Origin of the sequence: Pseudomonas sp. IT-P258 (genome assembly GCF_949767825.1) — a bacterium.
Taxonomy (GTDB): Bacteria; Pseudomonadota; Gammaproteobacteria; order Pseudomonadales; family Pseudomonadaceae; genus Aquipseudomonas; species Aquipseudomonas monachiensis.
The window spans coordinates 37,823-53,519 of record NZ_CATKPU010000012.1 but is presented as its reverse complement, the minus strand read 5'-3'; the positions used below and the strand labels follow the sequence as shown (position 1 = coordinate 53,519).

The following is a 15,697-nucleotide window of genomic DNA, read 5'->3' as shown; positions in this document are numbered from 1 at the left end:
GAATTGGCTTACGTAGGAGCTGCCGTAGGCTGCGATCTTTTGATCGTTCATTGGCCTTCGAGTTTCCATGGGTAAAAGATCGCGGCCTGCACCTGCGCCAGGCCGCTGAGACGGTCGCCCCGAGGCCGCGTGAACTAAACTTGCATGAGAGGACCGTTCACCGCTGGTTCGTTGATCTGTTCGGCGAGCCGGTGGCGTGAAACAGGAGCCTGTATGCTTCACATCCGCACGCCTTTGATCCTGCACCCTGGCCTCTCGACCCCGACCCGCCGAATCTGGCTGAAACTGGAAAACCTGCAACCTGGCGGCTCGTTCAAAATACGCGGCATCGGCTTGCTGTGCAGCCGGGCGGCGCAGCAGGGCAAGCGCAAGGTGGTCTGTCCCTCCGGCGGTAACGCGGGACTGGCCACGGCCATGGCCGCTGCATGCCTGGGGCTCAAGGCATGCATCGTGGTGCCGAATACCACCGCGCAAAGCACCCGGGCGCGGATCAGCAATACCGGCGCCGAGGTGATCGTCCACGGCAAGGTCTGGGACGAAGCCAATCAACGGGCCCGGGAACTCGCCCAGGACCCACGCAGTGAATTTGTGCCGGCCTTCGACCATCCGCTGTTGTGGGAAGGACACAGCACCATGGTCGATGAAATCCTTGAAGACTGCCCGCCAGTGGATGTGCTGGTGACATCGGTGGGCGGTGGTGGCTTGCTGGCGGGGCTGCTCACCGGCCTGATTCGTCATCGGCACACCGATTGCCGCATCGTAGCCTGCGAAACGGAAGGCGCGGCGTCGTTCGCCGCGGCGGTGGCGGCCGGGCACCCGGTCAAACTGGCGAAAATCGACACGGTCGCCACGTCCCTGGGCGCCGCGCAAGTGGCCGCCTGGCCGGTCAGGCACATCAGCGATTTTTCCCATGAGTGCGTGGTGCTCAGCGATGATGAGGCGATCATGGGCGTGGTGCGTTACGCCAATGATTTGCGTCAGCTGGTCGAACCGGCGTGCGGGGTTTCGTTGGCGATTGCCTACCTGGATCACCCGGCGATTGCCGATGCCAATGACGTGGTGATCGTGGTGTGCGGCGGGGTGAGTATCAACGCGCAACTCGTGGCCGGGTGGGCACGATTGTCCACTGGCACGCACGCCAGGTAGGGCTGGAAACGCTATCCCGGTGTCACAAGCCCCACCGCTGGCGATGACGATCTTCAGTGATCGGTGGCAACGCCCTCCTGGACGAGAATGGCGCGGGCCAGGTCTTCGTCGCTTGCGTTGTTGAGGGCGGGATTGTCCTGGCGGACCTTTTTCAACAGCGCCTCCAGGTAAGCACCACGAATCGCACCGCCGCTGGCGACGAAGCTGGAAGCGTCATCCCGGGCGGGAATCATCAGTTTGTCGTCTTTGAATGTCGAGTACAGCGAGGCGGAAACCCCGGCGGAAGTGGCGACGTCACCCGCATCCACTTTGGCCAGAGCCGAGCCGAAGGGTAAACAAAGTACCAGGGAAGAAATGATAAACATCCGGCGCATGACGGTGTCCTCCGACAGCATGAAGCATAAGGGAAGTACCACATAGTTTAGGATGCGTGACGGTCGCCGAGAGTTCCCTGGCATTAGCGAGGAACGGGCTGAGAGGGAGGCAAGGTCGTTGAACGTCGATATTCAAAGCGTGGTAGTCGGGGCCGGCGTGGTCGGGCTGGCGGTGGCCAGGGCGCTGGCCAGGAGCGGGCGGGAAGTGCTGGTGGTAGAGGCCGGAGGGGGTATCGGCACGGGCATCAGTTCGCGTAACTCGGAAGTGATTCACGCCGGCATCTATTACCCGGGCGGCAGCCTCAAGGCGCGGTTGTGCGTGGAGGGCAAGCAGCGTCTCTACGCCTATTGCGATGAGCACGGTGTCGATTACCGGCGCGTGGGCAAGCTGATCGTGGCCACCGACGAGCAGCAGCGCGCGGCTTTGCAGCGTCTGTTGCAGCAGGGGCGTGTCAATGGTGTCGATGACCTGCAATGGCTCGATGGCCCGCAGGCCCGGGAGCTTGAACCGGCGTTGTCCTGCGTCGCGGCGCTGTGGTCGCCGTCGACCGGCATCGTCGACTCCCGCGGGCTGATGCTGGCGCTCCAGGGCGATGCCCAGAGGCTCGGCGCCACGCTGGCCTTGCATACGCCGTTGCTGTCGGCCCGTTGCATCGAACGGGGTTTCGAGCTGCACATGGGCGGCAACCAACCCATGACGCTGTGCTGCCGCGAATTGATCAACTGCGCGGGACTGTCCGCTCCCGAGGTGGCAAGCAGCATCGTCGGACTGCCTGGGCAATTCATTCCCCGGGCGTATCTGTGCAAGGGCAGTTATTTCAGTTTCAGTGGCCGGGCGCCGTTTCTCCACCTCGTGTATCCGGCCCCGGAGAGCGCCGGACTGGGTGTGCACATGACCCTGGACCTTGGCGGGCAGGCGCGCTTCGGCCCGGATGTCGAATGGGTCGAGCACATCGATTACCGCGTCGAGCCTCACAGGGCCGAGGGCTTCTATCAGGCGATCCGCCGCTATTGGCCGGGTTTGCTGGACAACAGCCTGCAACCGGCCTACAGCGGCATTCGCCCGAAAATCAGTGGGCCGACTGAGCCGGCTGCCGACTTTCTCATCAGCGCTCGCGCCGAACATGGGGTGCCGGGGCTGGTCAATCTGTTCGGCATCGAATCACCGGGACTGACCAGTTGCCTGGCACTCGCCGAACACGTGGTGAAACGCCTGGACGACCGATGATCAGGGCTGGCACTGCCGGGCGGCCATCGGGTCTATGCTAGTGGGTGCGCTTACCGCCATCGGAGAACTCTGATGATCACCGTACGCACTGCCTGCCTGCTGGCCGATTACAAACGCTGGGCCAATCAGCGCCTCTTTGACAGCCTCGCGGCGCTCCCTCCGGGCGAAGTCAAAAAAGAACGGGTGTCGGTGTTCAAAAACATGATCGGCATCCTTAATCACGTCTACGTGGTCGATTGCATCTGGCAGGCGCACCTCGAAGGCCGGGGGCATGGCTTCAAGACCTCGCACGACCTGCTGCATGCCGATCTGTCCGAACTGCGCATGGCGCAAAAAGCCATCGATCGCTGGTACTGCGACTGGAGCGCCCGGCAAACCGATGCCTCCCTGGACAAGCCCCTGGAATTCACCTTTGTCTCAGGCGAAAGCGGCACCATGAGCGCCGGCGCGATGCTGATGCACGTGGTCAACCACGCCAGCTATCACCGTGGCTGGGTGGTGCAGATGTACTTCGAGATTCCGGCCATGCCACCGGTGACCGACATGCCGGTGTACCTGCGCGACTCCGAGCCGGTGTTCCTGCAGTCGATCAATGCCCCGATAGTGGCGCCGCCATGTGCTGTGCAATTTTCCAGTGCGACGAGTGTTTTGCCGGATCGGTATCGTTGATCAGTTGAATCATGCCCACTTGGCACAGATCGTTCGGGATATGGCGAAAATAGCAGATCCCCAAACTTGGTGGGTGCTGCAGGTTTAACTATAGTAATAATCAATATAGAAATGGCTTTTGAAGATTTCATCTCTGGTTTTCTTGAGTTTTAATCTATCACTGCCTTTCCTGATGCCATTTAATTTTTCACGGTACCTTTTTGCAAGCTCCATGTTTAATGGTACTTCTGTACCGTTTTTCATGAGGTGTGTTTGGTGTTCTGCGGCCTCATTGAGTCTGATATTCCAATCATGCTTTGAAGATGCTGGACTTCCATGTATGTATTCCATCAAGTTGATTTGGTCGGATAATTGACTCGGTGACATATTGTGCTGGTGGTCAGGGAAGGCGCGGCCAGATTGATGATTGTGTAGTTTTGGTGGAATTTCATTCATTGAAAGCCCGGATGAATATATTTTTTTTCGAGTGAGCGCTTCTAGATGAAGCGTGGGTGATTCAAAAATGCTGAAACTTTTTCTTAGTTTGAAGTCGGATATTAATGTGGCGCTTTTTCCTGTGGATTTTAGATATTCTGTCATTTTGTTTATTTGGTCTGCGGCGTTTTTAGCGTGAATTGGGGTTTTGACTGCTTTGTTTGTCGCGAATAGTTGGCCATAGTGGAACGTGGATGTGTGGTTGGTTAGGTCAAATGCATGAATCAGTTTATAAAATTTATGCCCGCCAGGGTCTGATCTGTTTATGGGGTCGCCCGCACAATACGCATACGCATTAAATCCTCCATCTCCGAACGGACTCCAGCTATCGGGGCTATTAAATCGCATCAACACCGGATTAAAAGCCCGATATCCATTCCCCAACAAATAATGCCCGGTCACCGGATCGGGCCGTTCGCCATTGAATCCCAAAAGACCAAGCCATCCGTTTTCAGGGTGGCGGTGTCCGAAGGGTGAATAGGCGATGGGTTTTGGCTGCGGATTCACATTGAGTATGTGCAACACCGAACGCTGTTGGTCGGTTGCCAGCAAGTGTGCATTGCGTTCATTACCTTCGCAGTGTTGCTGTGCAAGCAGCAAGTCGCCGTGCTGAATGATGGAGTGCTGTATCGCACCCTGTATCTCGGTCGCAAGCCGGCTTTTACAGTAGAAGCGCTGATGTTGTGGTGCTTGCTGTGGACTACATTCGATCAACCGGTCGAGGGCATCGTAGCGATACTGGCAGAGTACGGTTTCGTGTGAGGATGACATGGGCGAGTGCTCCGAAAGAACCAAGTGCAGACCGCTCAGTATTGACGGCTATGCAACCGGTTGGAACTATCAGAACTGATAGGTAGGCCACACTTGGATACATCTGGCGAGGGCGCAAGTTCCTCTCCGCAGTAAGGTCTGCAGCTTTCATGAAGTAACACTGGCATCCGCTGAACAATCCCTTCAAAACGAGTGAACAGTCTCTTGACCCGGGCGGCCGCTACACTCTTCCCGATCCTTTTGCGCGGCGTCCGAGCGCACTCCGTTATCCCCTCATTGGAGCTTGAGCATGAAAATCGATTTGAGCGGAAAACTCGCAATTGTCAGCGGCAGCACCGCCGGCATCGGCTTGGGCATCAGCAAGGCACTGGCCGAGGCAGGCGCCACGGTGGTGGTGATCGGCCGCGACACGGCCAAGGTCGAGCAGGCAATGGCGAGCATTCGTCAAAGCGTGCCCGGTGCGCAGTTGCGCGGCGTGACCGCAGACCTTGGCACCGTTGAGGGCGCCGAAAAACTGTTCGCCGCCGAACCACGGGCAGACATCCTGGTGAACAACCTAGGGATCTTCAACACGGTGGATTTCTTCGACGCCCCGGACAGTGAGTGGACACGCTTCTACGAGGTCAACGTGATCTCCGGCGTGCGCCTGTCCCGGCATTACACGCCGGACATGGTCAAGCAGGGCTGGGGGCGGGTGATCTTCCTGTCTTCGGAATCCGGCGTGGCGACCCCGGCGGACATGATCAACTATGGCGTGACCAAAAGCGCCAACCTGGCCGTGTCCCATGGCCTGGCCAAACGCCTGGCCGGCACCGGCGTGACGGTCAATGCGATCCTGCCCGGCCCGACCTTTACCGATGGCCTGGAAGACATGCTCAAGGACGCCACGGCCGAGTCCGGACGCAGCGCCCGGGACGAAGCCGATGCGTTCGTGCGCAAGGCCCGGCCGACATCGATCATCCAGCGCGTGGCGGATGTCGAGGAAGTCGCCAATCTGGTGGCCTACATCGCTTCGCCGTTATCCTCGGCCACCACCGGTGCCGCCTTGCGGGTCGACGGCGGTGTCGTCGACAGCCTGGCCATCTGAGCCCCAAAAACTTTGAGAGAGCCCCCGACATGGCAACTGCATCATCAACGATCGAGGTCCAGGCATCGGCCGATCAGGTCTGGCAATTGATTGGCGGTTTCAACTCGCTGCCGGACTGGATTTCGTTCATTCCCAAGAGCGAGCTCAGTGAAGGTGGGCGGGTACGCCGGCTGGAAACCGGCGATGGCGCGGTGGTAGTCGAGCGCTTACCCCTGTGAGAGCGAGCTTGCTCGCGATAGCGGAGTGTCAGGCGATACATCTTTACCTGATACACCGTCATCGCGAGCAAGCTCGCTCCCACAGGTACTGTGTCCGCTCAGGCAGATTTTTATCAGGCCTGCGGAATCAGACTCTCCCGACAATCAAGCACCAGCCGCGCGCCACCCAGTTCGCTATTGCCCACCTCCAGGGTAAACCCGTGCAGGCTGACAATCGCCGCGACGATGGACAGCCCCAGCCCGAAGCCGCTTTTGTGATTGCCCGCTTCGGCGCGGTAGAAACGCTGGAACACCGCTTCACGTTCCGCCTCGGGAATGCCCGGGCCGGAGTCGAGCACTTCGATTCGCGTGTGCCCGCCATCATTGACCCCGCGCAAAATCACTGCACCACCGGGCGGGGTGAATTTGATCGAGTTGCTGAGCAGGTTCGCCACCGCTTCGAACATCAGTGCGCGGTCGCCATGGAGGGGCGGCAATGACGCGGGCAGGTGCAACTGGAACACCAGGTCGTCGTCTTCCGCCAGGGGCAGGTAGAACTCATGCAGTTCTTGCAGCAGCGCCACCGGGTCCACTTGCACGAATCCGGAGCGACGCTGGCGGTCCTCCAGTTCGGAGATCCGCAGCAAGCCACGGAAACGCGCCATCAGCGTATCGGCCTCGGCCAGTACCAGGTCCAGTTGCATGGCCTGCGGCGAGCCTTCGCCGGCTTGCTGTTGCATGCGGTAAAGCTGCGCGCGCAGACGGGTCAGGGGCGTGCGCAGGTCATGGGCGATGTTGTCGCACACGCCCTTGACCTCGTTCATCAAGCGCTCGATGCGTTCGAGCATGGCGTTGACGATGGCGGCGAGCATGTCCAGTTCGTCACGCCGATTGGACAGTGGCAAGCGCCGGCTCAGGTCGCCGGCGACAATGGCTTCGGCACTGGCCTGAATCCCGCGAATGCGCCGCAACGGCCGGCGGCGCAGCAAATACCAGCCAACGATGCCCGGCACGATGGTCAGGGTCATACCCCAGAACAAGGCGTGAAGGATGATCCGGGTCACGGCGAACAACGATCCGTTGTCGCGTACCAGCACCAGCCAGCGGCCGTCGAGGGTGCGGGTCGCCACGGCGTCGCAACTGTCGGCGGGCAGCGTCTGTTCGTCGCTGTCGTCGGAGGCATCGCAATCGAGCAGCATGTGGATCTTGCCATCGAGCGGCAAGCCGTCCGGAATGTAGCGCAAGGCGCCGCTGAGATAACGGTGTTGGGCATCGAACAGGCCGTAGGCGTCGATGCCGCGGATGTCGAAGGTCATACTCACGGCGAGGGCGTCCACCAGTTGCTCGCCGGAGAAGCGCGAAAACAGGTGCTGGCGTTGCATCAGCGAATGCTTGGCCAGGTTGTCCAGGTAAGCGGAAACCTCGTAGTACATGACCCCCATGAGGATCCCGCTCCAGATCACGAACAGCGAACTGTAGAGCGCCAGCAGACGGCTGCTGGAAGAACGCCAGCCTTTAGACGGGTTCGGCAATGACATAACCCGAGCCTCGCACGGTCCGAATCAGTGGGGCATTGCCAGGCGGGTCGATCTTTTTGCGCAGACGGCCGATGTGGACGTCGATCAGGTTGGTGCCGGGGTCGAAGTGGTAACCCCAGACCTCTTCGAAAATCATCATCCGCGAGAGGATTTGCCCGGTATTGCGCATCAGGAATTCCAGCAGTTTGTATTCGGTGGGCAATAGCGTCAGCAGTTGACCGTCGCGGCTGGCTTCGTGGCTGATCAGGTTCAGCTCCAGATCCGCCACCCGCAGCGTGGTGGCCTGGGCGGTCACGGTGTTCTGCCGGCGCAGCAGGACTTCGACCCGGGCGGCCATTTCATCGGTGGCGAAGGGTTTGGTCAGGTAGTCGTCGCCGCCGGCGCGCAGGCCGCGTACGCGCTCATCGACGTCGGACAGTGCGCTGATCATCAGGATCGGCGTGGCCACGCCCATGGTCCGCAGCGTGGTGACAATCGCCAGGCCATCGAGCTCGGGCAACATGCGGTCGAGGGTGATCAGGTCATAGTTGCCGTTGACCGCACGTTCCAGCCCTTCGCGGCCATTGTCGACCCAGTCGACGTCGAGGCCGTGGCTACTCAGTTCGGCGACAATTTCCCGGGCGGTCACGGCGTCGTCTTCGATGGTCAAGATGCGGGTCATAGGGCTGGCCTGATTAAATGTTCACAACGTTGTGCAGCATTTTGCCAAGAAATGATCGCAGGCTTTCTAAATAAAAGTTCATGGACATACCGGGTTTCGGTCAATGCGCCAAGCTCGCTGAACCTACCGGTTCACCGCAATTCCCTGTGGGAGCGAGCTTGCTCGCGATGACGGCAGAACAGGCAAAGTGAATCCGTCAGTCAATCGGCGTACTGACAAACACCTCAAGCCCCTCGGCATACGTCGTGAATGCGGCGATCCGCGGAAACCGCGCCGCACTCACCTGGTCCGGCACCACCAGGTTGGTGAAGCTCCAGGCCACTGCCAGGGTGATGCCATCCTGCTCAATCGAACCGCCAGTCTTCAACGGCTGCTTTTCCAGCTCCCGCTCCAGCGCCGAATAGGCTGCCGTCAGTTGACCTTCGACCCGCTGTACCCAGGGCTCGAATTGAATATCCTCGGGCCGCAGGTTGCGCTCGTAGTAAAGCTGAACGGATTTTTCGCTGGCGGCCAGGGCCAGGCCGATCAGGCGCAACGCGCGCAGGCGCTGACCCGGCTCGACGGGCATCAGGCTGTTGCCGGCCAGGGTTTCCAGGTAGTCGATGATCAGTGTCGAGTCCATCAACACCTCACCGTCATCCAGCACCAGGGTGGGCGCCTTGACCACCGGGTTGATCTGCTGGAATTGTTCGAAGTGGCGGAACACCGAGACCGGTCGGTGTTCCAGCGCGATTCCCAGGCATTTGGCAGAAATGGCGGCGCGCCTGACATAGGGCGAGTCCAGCATACCGATCAGCTTCATGGTCCTTTCCTTTATATGGCCATTTCGGGAGGGACAACCTTAGCTGAGGTTCGCGGCCCTGCAAATGACCGTGAATAATGCCCGGTGCCAGCCGTTTGTCTTCTATATACAGCCGCTCGATTGAATTTCTTGCTATAAACGCACTCCGATTACCGCCTCAAAGCCTGCCTTAGAGCATTTTCAGGGCTTTGTCGGACAAATTCGCAGTCTTTTCGGTTGCTGAGGCCTCAAGTCGGCCGTAGACTGCCGCCCCTCGTAAATTGAGTGCCGGGTGGCGCTTGGAACAAACGGCGCCTTTCCGATGGCCTGCCCAGGTCTGCCGGAACGCTCCCTTATTCGCCTTAATGCACGTTTTTTTATAGAGATATCAATGACAAAGGACAAGTTGCTGGCCATGCCGGCGGATGACTACATGAATGCCGAGCAACATGCTTTTTTCTCCGAGCTGTTGCAGAACATGAAAGTCGAAACCCATGAGCGCATCGAGCAGAACCGCATCGCCATCGAAAGCCTGGACACCCCGGCCGATCCGGCAGACGCGGCCTCGGTCGAAGAAGAACGCACCTGGCTGGTGAATGCGATCGATCGCGACCAGCGCATGCTGCCTCAGTTGGAACAAGCCCTTGAGCGCATCAAGGAAGACAGCTTCGGCTGGTGCGACGACAGCGGCGAGGCGATTGGCCTCAAGCGCCTGCTGATCAGCCCGACCACCAAGTACTGCATCGAAGCTCAGGAACGTCACGAGCAAATCGACAAGCACCAGCGTCAGGCCTGATTCTGCGAGGCAGCCCCTTTGATCCGGGCTGCCTTGAAAAGATCGCAGCCTGCGGCAGCTCCTACTTAATTGAAGTCGGGCGCTGTTGCAGGCTGCGATCTTCGTTTTCTGCCGTCTTCGATTTCCCGGTTCTTCTATTGATCTGCTGCAACGTTCGCGACTAAAGGCTCATGGATAATGGCTTTATGGTGGCGTTTAATGCGAAGACAACAATTAGAAGCTTTACGGGGTGACGATGATGACAAGAGACGGGTCTCTGGTTGCGGCAGTGCCCGCACCCGTGCTGTTGCCGAAAAACCGCTGGCTGACGCCAACACTGCAAAGCATCGCCCTGATGCTGTTGTTATGTGGCATGACGCTGGGCGGATGGTCGCTCTACCTTGGCCTGCCCCTGGCCATATTGATTGTCTGGCTGCCTCGCCTGCGCGCGCGCGCGACCCCTGAGGCTGCTGCCCCCGCCAACCGCGATGCCATCGGCGAGTTGGCTCGCGATCTTTCCTGCACCACCAGCCATAACGCACTGTCGGCCGCCGGCGTGGCGTTTTCGGTTCGGCAACTGGCGGACAAACTGCAATCGCAGCTCACGGCGGCGGCACAGATCGTCAGCAATGCCGAGGTCATGATCACCACCGAACAGGCCACCTCGACCCTCAGTCGCCAGGCGCTCAGTGCCGCCAGCGAGGCGCATCAAAGCGGAGTGGTCGGGCGTACGGAATTGATCGAGTCCATCGCGCGCATGCATCAGCTCAGCCAGCGCGCCAGCAACAGTCGTGAACTGATCGAAGCCTTGAGCCTGCGCAGCGATGATATCCAGAGGGTGACCCTGGTGATTCAGTCCATCGCCAGCCAGACCAATCTGTTGGCGTTGAACGCCGCGATAGAAGCGGCGCGGGCGGGGGAGCACGGTCGCGGGTTTGCCGTGGTGGCCGACGAGGTACGCGGGCTCGCCGCACGCACGGCGACCGCTACGGGGGAGGTGGGCGAAATGGTGGCCGACATCCAGCATCGCACGGCGCAGGTGGTGGAGCAGATCCGCCAACTGTCCAGCGACCTTGACTCCGGCGTCGAGCAGGTCGAGCGCACGGGCCAGCACCTGGAGAACATTGCCCGACTGGCGGCCAGCGTCGAGTCCCAGGTCGGGGAAATCGCCCAAGGGGCAGACATCAACCGTTTGCAACTCGACAGTCTGTTTCACGCCATCGGGCAGATGCGCAGCGATCTGGTGGTCAGCGACCAGCAGACACAGCGCCTGGCCCAGGCGGCGGTGCAAATGGAAGGGCAAGCCGAAACCATCAGCGAGCGTCTTGCCGAAGTGGGGCTGGATGACTATCACCAGCGCATCTATGACCTGGCCCGGGAAGCCGCGAGCCAGATTGCAGCGCGTTTTGAAGCGGATATCGATGCCGGTCGAATCAGCATCGACGATCTGTTCGACCGCAATTACCAGGTCATCCCCAATACCAGCCCGACCAAGTACCAGACACGTTTCGACCGCTACACCGATCAGGTATTGCCAGCGATTCAAGAGCCGTTGTTACCGCGTCATGAAGGATTGGTGTTCGCCATCGCCTGCACCCAACAGGGGTATGTGCCGACCCACAACCAGCTGTTCAGCCAGCCGTTGACGGGAGATGCGCAGGTCGATGCCTTGCAGAACCGGACCAAACGCAAGTTCGCTGACCGCACCGGGATCCGCTGTGGCAGCCATCAGAAGGCCGTGCTGCTGCAAACCTATACCCGTGATACCGGCGAGTTGATGCACGATCTTTCGGTACCGATCATGCTCAAGGGCCGGCATTGGGGTGGTTTACGTCTGGGCTACAAGCCGGAAAAGCCGCGCTAAAAAACAAGGCTGCGGGGCGACTGTTACGAATTCTGCAATTAACCTGTGCAGGGTGTTGCTGTTTCCTCGCCGGAAAACTAATTAACATGCCTACTAATTAGGTTGCTAATTAAGTTCGGAGGGGGGGCAGCATGCAAGGCAAAGTTGATGTCGCGGTCATGATCGGCAGCGGGGTACCTGCCAACCTTCGCTCCATGGGACGCAAGGTTTGCTGGGTCGTGTTACTCAATGGCGAGCGCCGGGGCACGGCGTACTCCAGTCGCGACGAAGCGGAGGAGTGCAGGGCCGCCTGGCTGGCACAATTGAACGCCGAAAGTCCTGGCAGCCTGCATTGAGGTTGTCAGTGGGTCTGGTGCATGCGCAGGTTCAGGTCGTCGACCACCCGCGCCCAGTCTGCGTCTTCGCGAAGTTGTTCCTTGAGGAAGCCGGCCTGTTGCGGTGACCAGAAGTCGGCGTCGATGAGTTTCTTGTCGTCAGGCAGGAAATGGCCGGCAATGAAGTCGTCGATCGCTTTCTGGCTGGAGTCCAGGCCAAGCTGGTCGAACAGGCCTTTCAAGTCATGGGTCGGTGATTCCATCTTCATCTCCTTGCAGGTCATCAGTCGGGTCGAGGGACGAGGCGCACCCAGGATTCGAGGGCGCCGCAGCGGTGGAGTTCGATCACGATGTTCAAGTGCAACCATGAGCATAGACCGCCAACCCGATCATCAGGCTTTCAATGCGCCCGCATCGACCGCGGCCTTGAGCTCCCGGGCCGATTCCTGGGCCGCCATGGCGGCGACATCCGGGGTTTTGAACCAGCGATCCTTTTCGACCTGGTGATAGGTCACGGTCTTGAGCGGTGGTTTGGCGCGCATGACAATCACGGCCTGGAATTCACCCTCGACTTCTCTGGCTTCACCCCGGATGAAAAACTCGCCGATATCAAATTCCGTCACGTTGCAGACTTCCCTTGGAAAAACATTGTTGTTGTCAACGCAACCCGATTTTCTGCGGATCCGTTTTATTGGGCGGGCAGTATGGCAGCAGTTGCCCGTCGACGGCTGAGATAAGTCGGCGGGCAGACGAAACGTCGATAGAGGCGAGCGCGGTGGGCCTGTCAACCGTGTGATTCGAGGAGCCGGGCGAGGGCACAGGCTTCGTTATGATTGGCTCGGAAACCTCTTACACTGCCTGTAGAAATATCCTTGATGTGAAAGAAGGCAATGCCCGCCATAACCACTTGAAATCGTGGGCGGGCCGAGGTATCGGGAGCTGGTTCATGTAGGGCGAGCCTTGTCGGGTGCAGGGCCGGTGCTGTTTCCGAATCAGGCACCAAGGGATAGGCAAAGTGTGTCAGCGTGCACATATGAAGTCCTTTTCATTGTTTTACCGACGTATGTACGTCGTTTTGGCTAGTCTCCAAGAGCATCGCTGCTCTAGAATCACCCCTACTGGTGGGTGAATGATGTTTATCTAAAGCAATTTTTTGCGGACGATATGTAGGAAAAGTTTTTTTCTTGATGAGATTTTTCCCCGAAGTTGATAGTCCATAATTTTCCGGCAGCAGGAAGGGCGTTTTCCTTCAGTCTGTGGCGAACACCAGTCAGGACGACGCGAGTGACGTTCCAGTAGTCTTCTCAAGCTTCGTGATGAATGAGTGCACTGCTCATTCAGGACTCTCAACCCGGGTTCTTTGGCTACACCTTCGGCATTGCCGCTTTTTTGGCTGTGCGTTCATTTTTCGCGCACGGCACCATTATTCAGATGTGGGGATGTTTCCTTGGCAGTAAGTAATCTCGATATGCATGCCTTGTTTGTGCTGGGTGATTTGCGCGCAAAGCTGGTCAAGCAGTTTCAGTCTCGTTTCGTTTACATCACCGAACAGAACGCCGAAGGCATCTACATTGCCGAAATCGACACCGAATCAGCCCTGGTGGTGGACGACAAGCCCGGACTCAAGCTCAAGGTCGGCGACCATTTCAGCGCGTCCGTGCTGCCCAGTCGCGAAGGCGGCAAGCTGGACATCAAGTTCCGCGACATCAAGCTGACGGTTTACGGAATAGGCGACTACGCCTTCGTGACGACGGCCGACGGTCAGGGAATCGTGTTCAAGGAAGGTCACAGCGTGGTGATGGTGTTCGCCGCCCATCAACAGTTGCAGGAAGGCCTGACCAAGACCCTCAAGGCCGTGACGGCCAAAGCGGCCAAGTGGCGCAAAGGCGAGCTGGTGACCTTCAAGGCCAGCGAGTGATGACCCTGACCCGCGCCGATTTCCACGAACAGAACCTGGCCAGTGCTCAAGACGAAGCGCGGCGGCTGTTCGGGCAGAAGACCATTCTGCAGGGAGCCTGGCTGAACTGGGTGGCGTCACAGCTTTACCAACTGCAACCGGCGCCATACGCCAGCATGGTCAGACGAGAACTGATGCGTTTGCAGGACACTGGCGAAAACTGATCCACGCACCTCGAAAGCAGGAACCTCTACTACAGTCATTGGACTGAGTATTCAGAGGCTTCGCGGTCTACTGCCAGGCCATCCTGCTATTGCTGTGAACAGCACGAGGTGCAAAAGCATGAACGGATTTCGACGGTTGCTGGCTGCGGTCCTGGCCACTTTCGGTTTGCTGGCGACACCCGTCCCGGTGTCTGCCGCTCAGACGCCGATCCACTTCGCCGACCTGAACTGGGAAAGCGGCAGCCTGATTACCGATGTCCTGCGCATCATTGTCGAGAAGGGCTACGGGCTGCCGACCGACACCTTGCCGGGCACCACCATCACCCTGGAAACCGCGCTGGCCAACAATGACATCCAGGTCATTGGCGAGGAGTGGGCCGGTCGCAGCCCGGTGTGGGTCAAGGCGGAAGCCGAAGGCAAGGTCGTCAGCCTCGGCGACACGGTCAAGGGCGCTACCGAAGGCTGGTGGGTGCCGGAGTATGTGATCAAGGGCGACCCGGCCAAGGGCATCAAGCCGCTGGCGCCGGACCTGCGCAGCGTCAGTGACCTGCCAAAATACAAAGACGTGTTCAAGGACCCGGAAGCCCCGACCAAGGGACGTTTTCTCAACAGTCCCATCGGCTGGACCTCGGAAGTGGTCAACAAGCAGAAGCTCAAGGCCTACGGGCTGGACGACAGCTACGTGAACTTCCGCAGCGGTTCGGGGGCGGCTCTGGATGCCGAGATCAGTTCGTCAATTCATCGTGGCAAGCCGGTGCTGTTTTACTACTGGTCGCCCACGCCGTTGCTCGGCCGCTTCAAGCTGATTCAACTCGAAGAGCCGCCGTTCGACGCCGAAGCCTGGAAGACCCTGACCGACGCCGACAACCCCAATCCACGGCCGACTCGTTCTTTGGCCTCCAAGCTGTCGATCGGTGTGTCCACCCCCTTCCAGAAGCAATATCCGCAGATTGCCGAGTTCTTTGCCAAAGTCGACTTTCCGATCGATCCCTTGAACAAAGCACTGGCCGAGATGAGCGAGAAACATACGCCACCGCGTCAGGCAGCGCAGGCGTTCATGAAGGCTCATCCGGACGTCTGGCGGGCCTGGCTGCCCAAGGACGTGGCGGATAAAGTCTCCGCCACCCTGTAGGAGCTGGCGCAGGCTGCGATGTTTTGATCTTGTCTAAAAAAAGCAAAATCAAAACATCGCAGCTGGCGGCAGCTCCTACAATGTTCTGTTCATATCCCTTTCAAGGATCTCTGAACCATGACCCTGTTGTTGGCTCAGTCGCTGGTGACGATCTTCGCCGTGATCAGTCTGGTGCATGTGTATTGGGCGTTGGGTGGCGAGTGGGCGGCGGTGGCGGCGGTCCCGCAAGTACCGCTGGAGGGCACTGCGCAACTGAGGCCAGCGTTCAAGCCGCGAGGCTGGATCACCCTCGTGGTGGCCGGGTTGTTGCTGTTGATTGCCGTGCTGGTGTGCTTGCGGGTGGGTTGGTGCCTGCCACCCTTGCATCACTGGTCGTTGCAGTGGGTGATCAGCGCGATCGCGATTTTGCTGTTTGCCCGGGCCATTGGCGATTCGGAACTGGTGGGTTTTTTCAAAGAGGTCAAAGGATCGAGGTTCGCCCGGCTCGACACCTGGGTTTACTCGCCATTGTGTGTGGTGCTGGGGGCGGGGTTGTTGGCGGTGGCCTGGATTTGAGACAGACCGC

The 15,697-nt window shown here is 59.2% G+C and carries 19 protein-coding genes and 1 pseudogene; 12 read left to right on the top strand and 8 right to left on the bottom strand.

The annotated features are described in order from the left end of the window. Positions 1 to 213 precede the first annotated feature (213 nt). A complete protein-coding gene (locus ACM6G4_RS01445) occupies positions 214 to 1,146 on the top strand; it encodes a pyridoxal-phosphate dependent enzyme (RefSeq protein ID WP_414912875.1) in 933 nt (310 codons plus the stop codon). A gap of 53 nt (positions 1,147 to 1,199) precedes the next feature. Here ACM6G4_RS01445 and ACM6G4_RS01440 read toward each other — a convergent pair whose 3' ends face one another. Then, the gene (locus tag ACM6G4_RS01440) at positions 1,200 to 1,520 is read right to left on the bottom strand and encodes a DUF2388 domain-containing protein (protein ID WP_414912874.1); all 321 of its coding nucleotides are present in this window, start codon (positions 1,518 to 1,520) and stop codon (positions 1,200 to 1,202) included. Between the two features lie 118 nt (positions 1,521 to 1,638). Between ACM6G4_RS01440 and ACM6G4_RS01435 the strand changes: the two genes are divergently transcribed. Together ACM6G4_RS01435 and ACM6G4_RS01430 are read left to right on the top strand one after the other, a co-directional pair. Next, positions 1,639 to 2,748, top strand: coding sequence for an NAD(P)/FAD-dependent oxidoreductase (locus ACM6G4_RS01435; RefSeq protein ID WP_414912873.1), 1,110 nt, complete (start codon positions 1,639 to 1,641; stop codon positions 2,746 to 2,748). 72 nt (positions 2,749 to 2,820) lie between these two features. Continuing rightward, on the top strand, positions 2,821 to 3,417 hold the full coding sequence (locus ACM6G4_RS01430) for a DinB family protein (RefSeq protein WP_414912872.1): 597 nt from the start codon (positions 2,821 to 2,823) through the stop codon (positions 3,415 to 3,417). Positions 3,418 to 3,501: 84 nt separating this feature from the next. On the opposite strand, the gene ACM6G4_RS01425 is transcribed toward ACM6G4_RS01430, so the two are convergent. Continuing rightward, on the bottom strand, positions 3,502 to 4,662 hold the full coding sequence (locus ACM6G4_RS01425) for an RHS repeat-associated core domain-containing protein (protein ID WP_414912871.1): 1,161 nt from the start codon (positions 4,660 to 4,662) through the stop codon (positions 3,502 to 3,504). Between the two features lie 289 nt (positions 4,663 to 4,951). On the opposite strand from ACM6G4_RS01425, the gene ACM6G4_RS01420 reads away from it, so the two are divergent. Next, on the top strand, positions 4,952 to 5,749 hold the full coding sequence (locus ACM6G4_RS01420; protein WP_046043620.1) for an SDR family NAD(P)-dependent oxidoreductase: 798 nt from the start codon (positions 4,952 to 4,954) through the stop codon (positions 5,747 to 5,749). 29 nt (positions 5,750 to 5,778) lie between these two features. Beyond that, positions 5,779 to 5,958: pseudogene (locus tag ACM6G4_RS01415) on the top strand (SRPBCC family protein); the annotation flags it as partial. A 122-nt stretch (positions 5,959 to 6,080) separates the two neighbouring features. On the opposite strand, the gene ACM6G4_RS01410 reads toward ACM6G4_RS01415, so the two are convergent. From ACM6G4_RS01410 to ACM6G4_RS01400, 3 genes are all read right to left on the bottom strand, one after another. After that, entirely contained in the window at positions 6,081 to 7,484 is a 1,404-nt protein-coding gene (locus ACM6G4_RS01410; RefSeq protein ID WP_056723897.1) for a sensor histidine kinase, read from the bottom strand. Beyond that, entirely contained in the window at positions 7,462 to 8,145 is a 684-nt protein-coding gene (locus ACM6G4_RS01405; RefSeq protein ID WP_046043625.1) for a response regulator transcription factor, read from the bottom strand. Before ACM6G4_RS01405 ends, ACM6G4_RS01410 begins: the two co-directional genes overlap by 23 nt. Before the next feature lie 196 nt (positions 8,146 to 8,341). After that, positions 8,342 to 8,947 (bottom strand): glutathione S-transferase, encoded by a 606-nt coding sequence (locus ACM6G4_RS01400; protein ID WP_414912870.1) that lies wholly within the window; start codon positions 8,945 to 8,947, stop codon positions 8,342 to 8,344. Positions 8,948 to 9,317: 370 nt separating this feature from the next. Here ACM6G4_RS01400 and ACM6G4_RS01395 point away from each other — a divergent pair, with 370 nt between their 5' ends. The 3 genes from ACM6G4_RS01395 to ACM6G4_RS01385 all read left to right on the top strand — a co-directional run bounded on the left by ACM6G4_RS01395 (position 9,318) and on the right by ACM6G4_RS01385 (position 11,900). Then, a complete protein-coding gene (locus ACM6G4_RS01395; protein ID WP_007907888.1) occupies positions 9,318 to 9,722 on the top strand; it encodes a TraR/DksA family transcriptional regulator in 405 nt (134 codons plus the stop codon). A gap of 235 nt (positions 9,723 to 9,957) precedes the next feature. After that, positions 9,958 to 11,565 (top strand): methyl-accepting chemotaxis protein, encoded by a 1,608-nt coding sequence (locus ACM6G4_RS01390; protein ID WP_414912869.1) that lies wholly within the window; start codon positions 9,958 to 9,960, stop codon positions 11,563 to 11,565. A gap of 131 nt (positions 11,566 to 11,696) precedes the next feature. Then, complete coding sequence (locus tag ACM6G4_RS01385; protein ID WP_056723901.1) at positions 11,697 to 11,900, top strand: hypothetical protein; 204 nt, start codon at positions 11,697 to 11,699, stop codon at positions 11,898 to 11,900. Positions 11,901 to 11,905: 5 nt separating this feature from the next. On the opposite strand, the gene ACM6G4_RS01380 is transcribed toward ACM6G4_RS01385, so the two are convergent. The 3 genes from ACM6G4_RS01380 to ACM6G4_RS01370 all read right to left on the bottom strand — a co-directional run bounded on the left by ACM6G4_RS01380 (position 11,906) and on the right by ACM6G4_RS01370 (position 12,912). Then, on the bottom strand, positions 11,906 to 12,142 hold the full coding sequence (locus ACM6G4_RS01380; protein WP_056723903.1) for a DUF2789 domain-containing protein: 237 nt from the start codon (positions 12,140 to 12,142) through the stop codon (positions 11,906 to 11,908). 129 nt (positions 12,143 to 12,271) lie between these two features. Continuing rightward, the gene (locus ACM6G4_RS01375; protein WP_056723906.1) at positions 12,272 to 12,502 is read right to left on the bottom strand and encodes a hypothetical protein; all 231 of its coding nucleotides are present in this window, start codon (positions 12,500 to 12,502) and stop codon (positions 12,272 to 12,274) included. A 161-nt stretch (positions 12,503 to 12,663) separates the two neighbouring features. Beyond that, entirely contained in the window at positions 12,664 to 12,912 is a 249-nt protein-coding gene (locus tag ACM6G4_RS01370; RefSeq protein WP_414912868.1) for a hypothetical protein, read from the bottom strand. A gap of 414 nt (positions 12,913 to 13,326) precedes the next feature. On the opposite strand from ACM6G4_RS01370, the gene ACM6G4_RS01365 reads away from it, so the two are divergent. The 4 genes from ACM6G4_RS01365 to ACM6G4_RS01350 all read left to right on the top strand — a co-directional run bounded on the left by ACM6G4_RS01365 (position 13,327) and on the right by ACM6G4_RS01350 (position 15,687). Next, entirely contained in the window at positions 13,327 to 13,797 is a 471-nt protein-coding gene (locus tag ACM6G4_RS01365) for a hypothetical protein (RefSeq protein ID WP_007986246.1), read from the top strand. Further along, positions 13,797 to 14,000, top strand: a complete 204-nt coding sequence (locus ACM6G4_RS01360; protein WP_056723908.1) for a hypothetical protein — start codon at positions 13,797 to 13,799, stop codon at positions 13,998 to 14,000. Before ACM6G4_RS01365 ends, ACM6G4_RS01360 begins: the two co-directional genes overlap by 1 nt. A gap of 118 nt (positions 14,001 to 14,118) precedes the next feature. Next, positions 14,119 to 15,132: a glycine betaine ABC transporter substrate-binding protein gene (locus ACM6G4_RS01355; RefSeq protein ID WP_223541953.1), complete on the top strand. Its 1,014-nt coding sequence runs from the start codon at positions 14,119 to 14,121 to the stop codon at positions 15,130 to 15,132. A 117-nt stretch (positions 15,133 to 15,249) separates the two neighbouring features. After that, positions 15,250 to 15,687, top strand: coding sequence for a DUF3995 domain-containing protein (locus ACM6G4_RS01350; protein ID WP_056723913.1), 438 nt, complete (start codon positions 15,250 to 15,252; stop codon positions 15,685 to 15,687). The last annotated feature ends 10 nt before the right edge of the window (positions 15,688 to 15,697 follow it).

What these genes read in the sequence shown, in the direction of transcription:
- ACM6G4_RS01390 (WP_414912869.1), top strand. Translation starts at nt 9,958, where the DNA reads ATGATGACAAGAGACGGGTCTCTGGTTGCGGCAGTGCCCGCACCCGTG.
- ACM6G4_RS01350 (WP_056723913.1), top strand. Translation starts at nt 15,250, where the DNA reads ATGACCCTGTTGTTGGCTCAGTCGCTGGTGACGATCTTCGCCGTGATC.
- ACM6G4_RS01400 (WP_414912870.1), bottom strand. Translation starts at nt 8,947, where the DNA reads ATGAAGCTGATCGGTATGCTGGACTCGCCCTATGTCAGGCGCGCCGCC.
- ACM6G4_RS01380 (WP_056723903.1), bottom strand. Translation starts at nt 12,142, where the DNA reads ATGGAATCACCGACCCATGACTTGAAAGGCCTGTTCGACCAGCTTGGC.
- ACM6G4_RS01405 (WP_046043625.1), bottom strand. Translation starts at nt 8,145, where the DNA reads ATGACCCGCATCTTGACCATCGAAGACGACGCCGTGACCGCCCGGGAA.
- ACM6G4_RS01355 (WP_223541953.1), top strand. Translation starts at nt 14,119, where the DNA reads ATGAACGGATTTCGACGGTTGCTGGCTGCGGTCCTGGCCACTTTCGGT.
- ACM6G4_RS01360 (WP_056723908.1), top strand. Translation starts at nt 13,797, where the DNA reads ATGACCCTGACCCGCGCCGATTTCCACGAACAGAACCTGGCCAGTGCT.
- ACM6G4_RS01440 (WP_414912874.1), bottom strand. Translation starts at nt 1,520, where the DNA reads ATGCGCCGGATGTTTATCATTTCTTCCCTGGTACTTTGTTTACCCTTC.
- ACM6G4_RS01370 (WP_414912868.1), bottom strand. Translation starts at nt 12,912, where the DNA reads ATGTGCACGCTGACACACTTTGCCTATCCCTTGGTGCCTGATTCGGAA.
- ACM6G4_RS01395 (WP_007907888.1), top strand. Translation starts at nt 9,318, where the DNA reads ATGACAAAGGACAAGTTGCTGGCCATGCCGGCGGATGACTACATGAAT.
- ACM6G4_RS01430 (WP_414912872.1), top strand. Translation starts at nt 2,821, where the DNA reads ATGATCACCGTACGCACTGCCTGCCTGCTGGCCGATTACAAACGCTGG.
- ACM6G4_RS01445 (WP_414912875.1), top strand. Translation starts at nt 214, where the DNA reads ATGCTTCACATCCGCACGCCTTTGATCCTGCACCCTGGCCTCTCGACC.
- ACM6G4_RS01410 (WP_056723897.1), bottom strand. Translation starts at nt 7,484, where the DNA reads ATGTCATTGCCGAACCCGTCTAAAGGCTGGCGTTCTTCCAGCAGCCGT.
- ACM6G4_RS01385 (WP_056723901.1), top strand. Translation starts at nt 11,697, where the DNA reads ATGCAAGGCAAAGTTGATGTCGCGGTCATGATCGGCAGCGGGGTACCT.
- ACM6G4_RS01425 (WP_414912871.1), bottom strand. Translation starts at nt 4,662, where the DNA reads ATGTCATCCTCACACGAAACCGTACTCTGCCAGTATCGCTACGATGCC.
- ACM6G4_RS01420 (WP_046043620.1), top strand. Translation starts at nt 4,952, where the DNA reads ATGAAAATCGATTTGAGCGGAAAACTCGCAATTGTCAGCGGCAGCACC.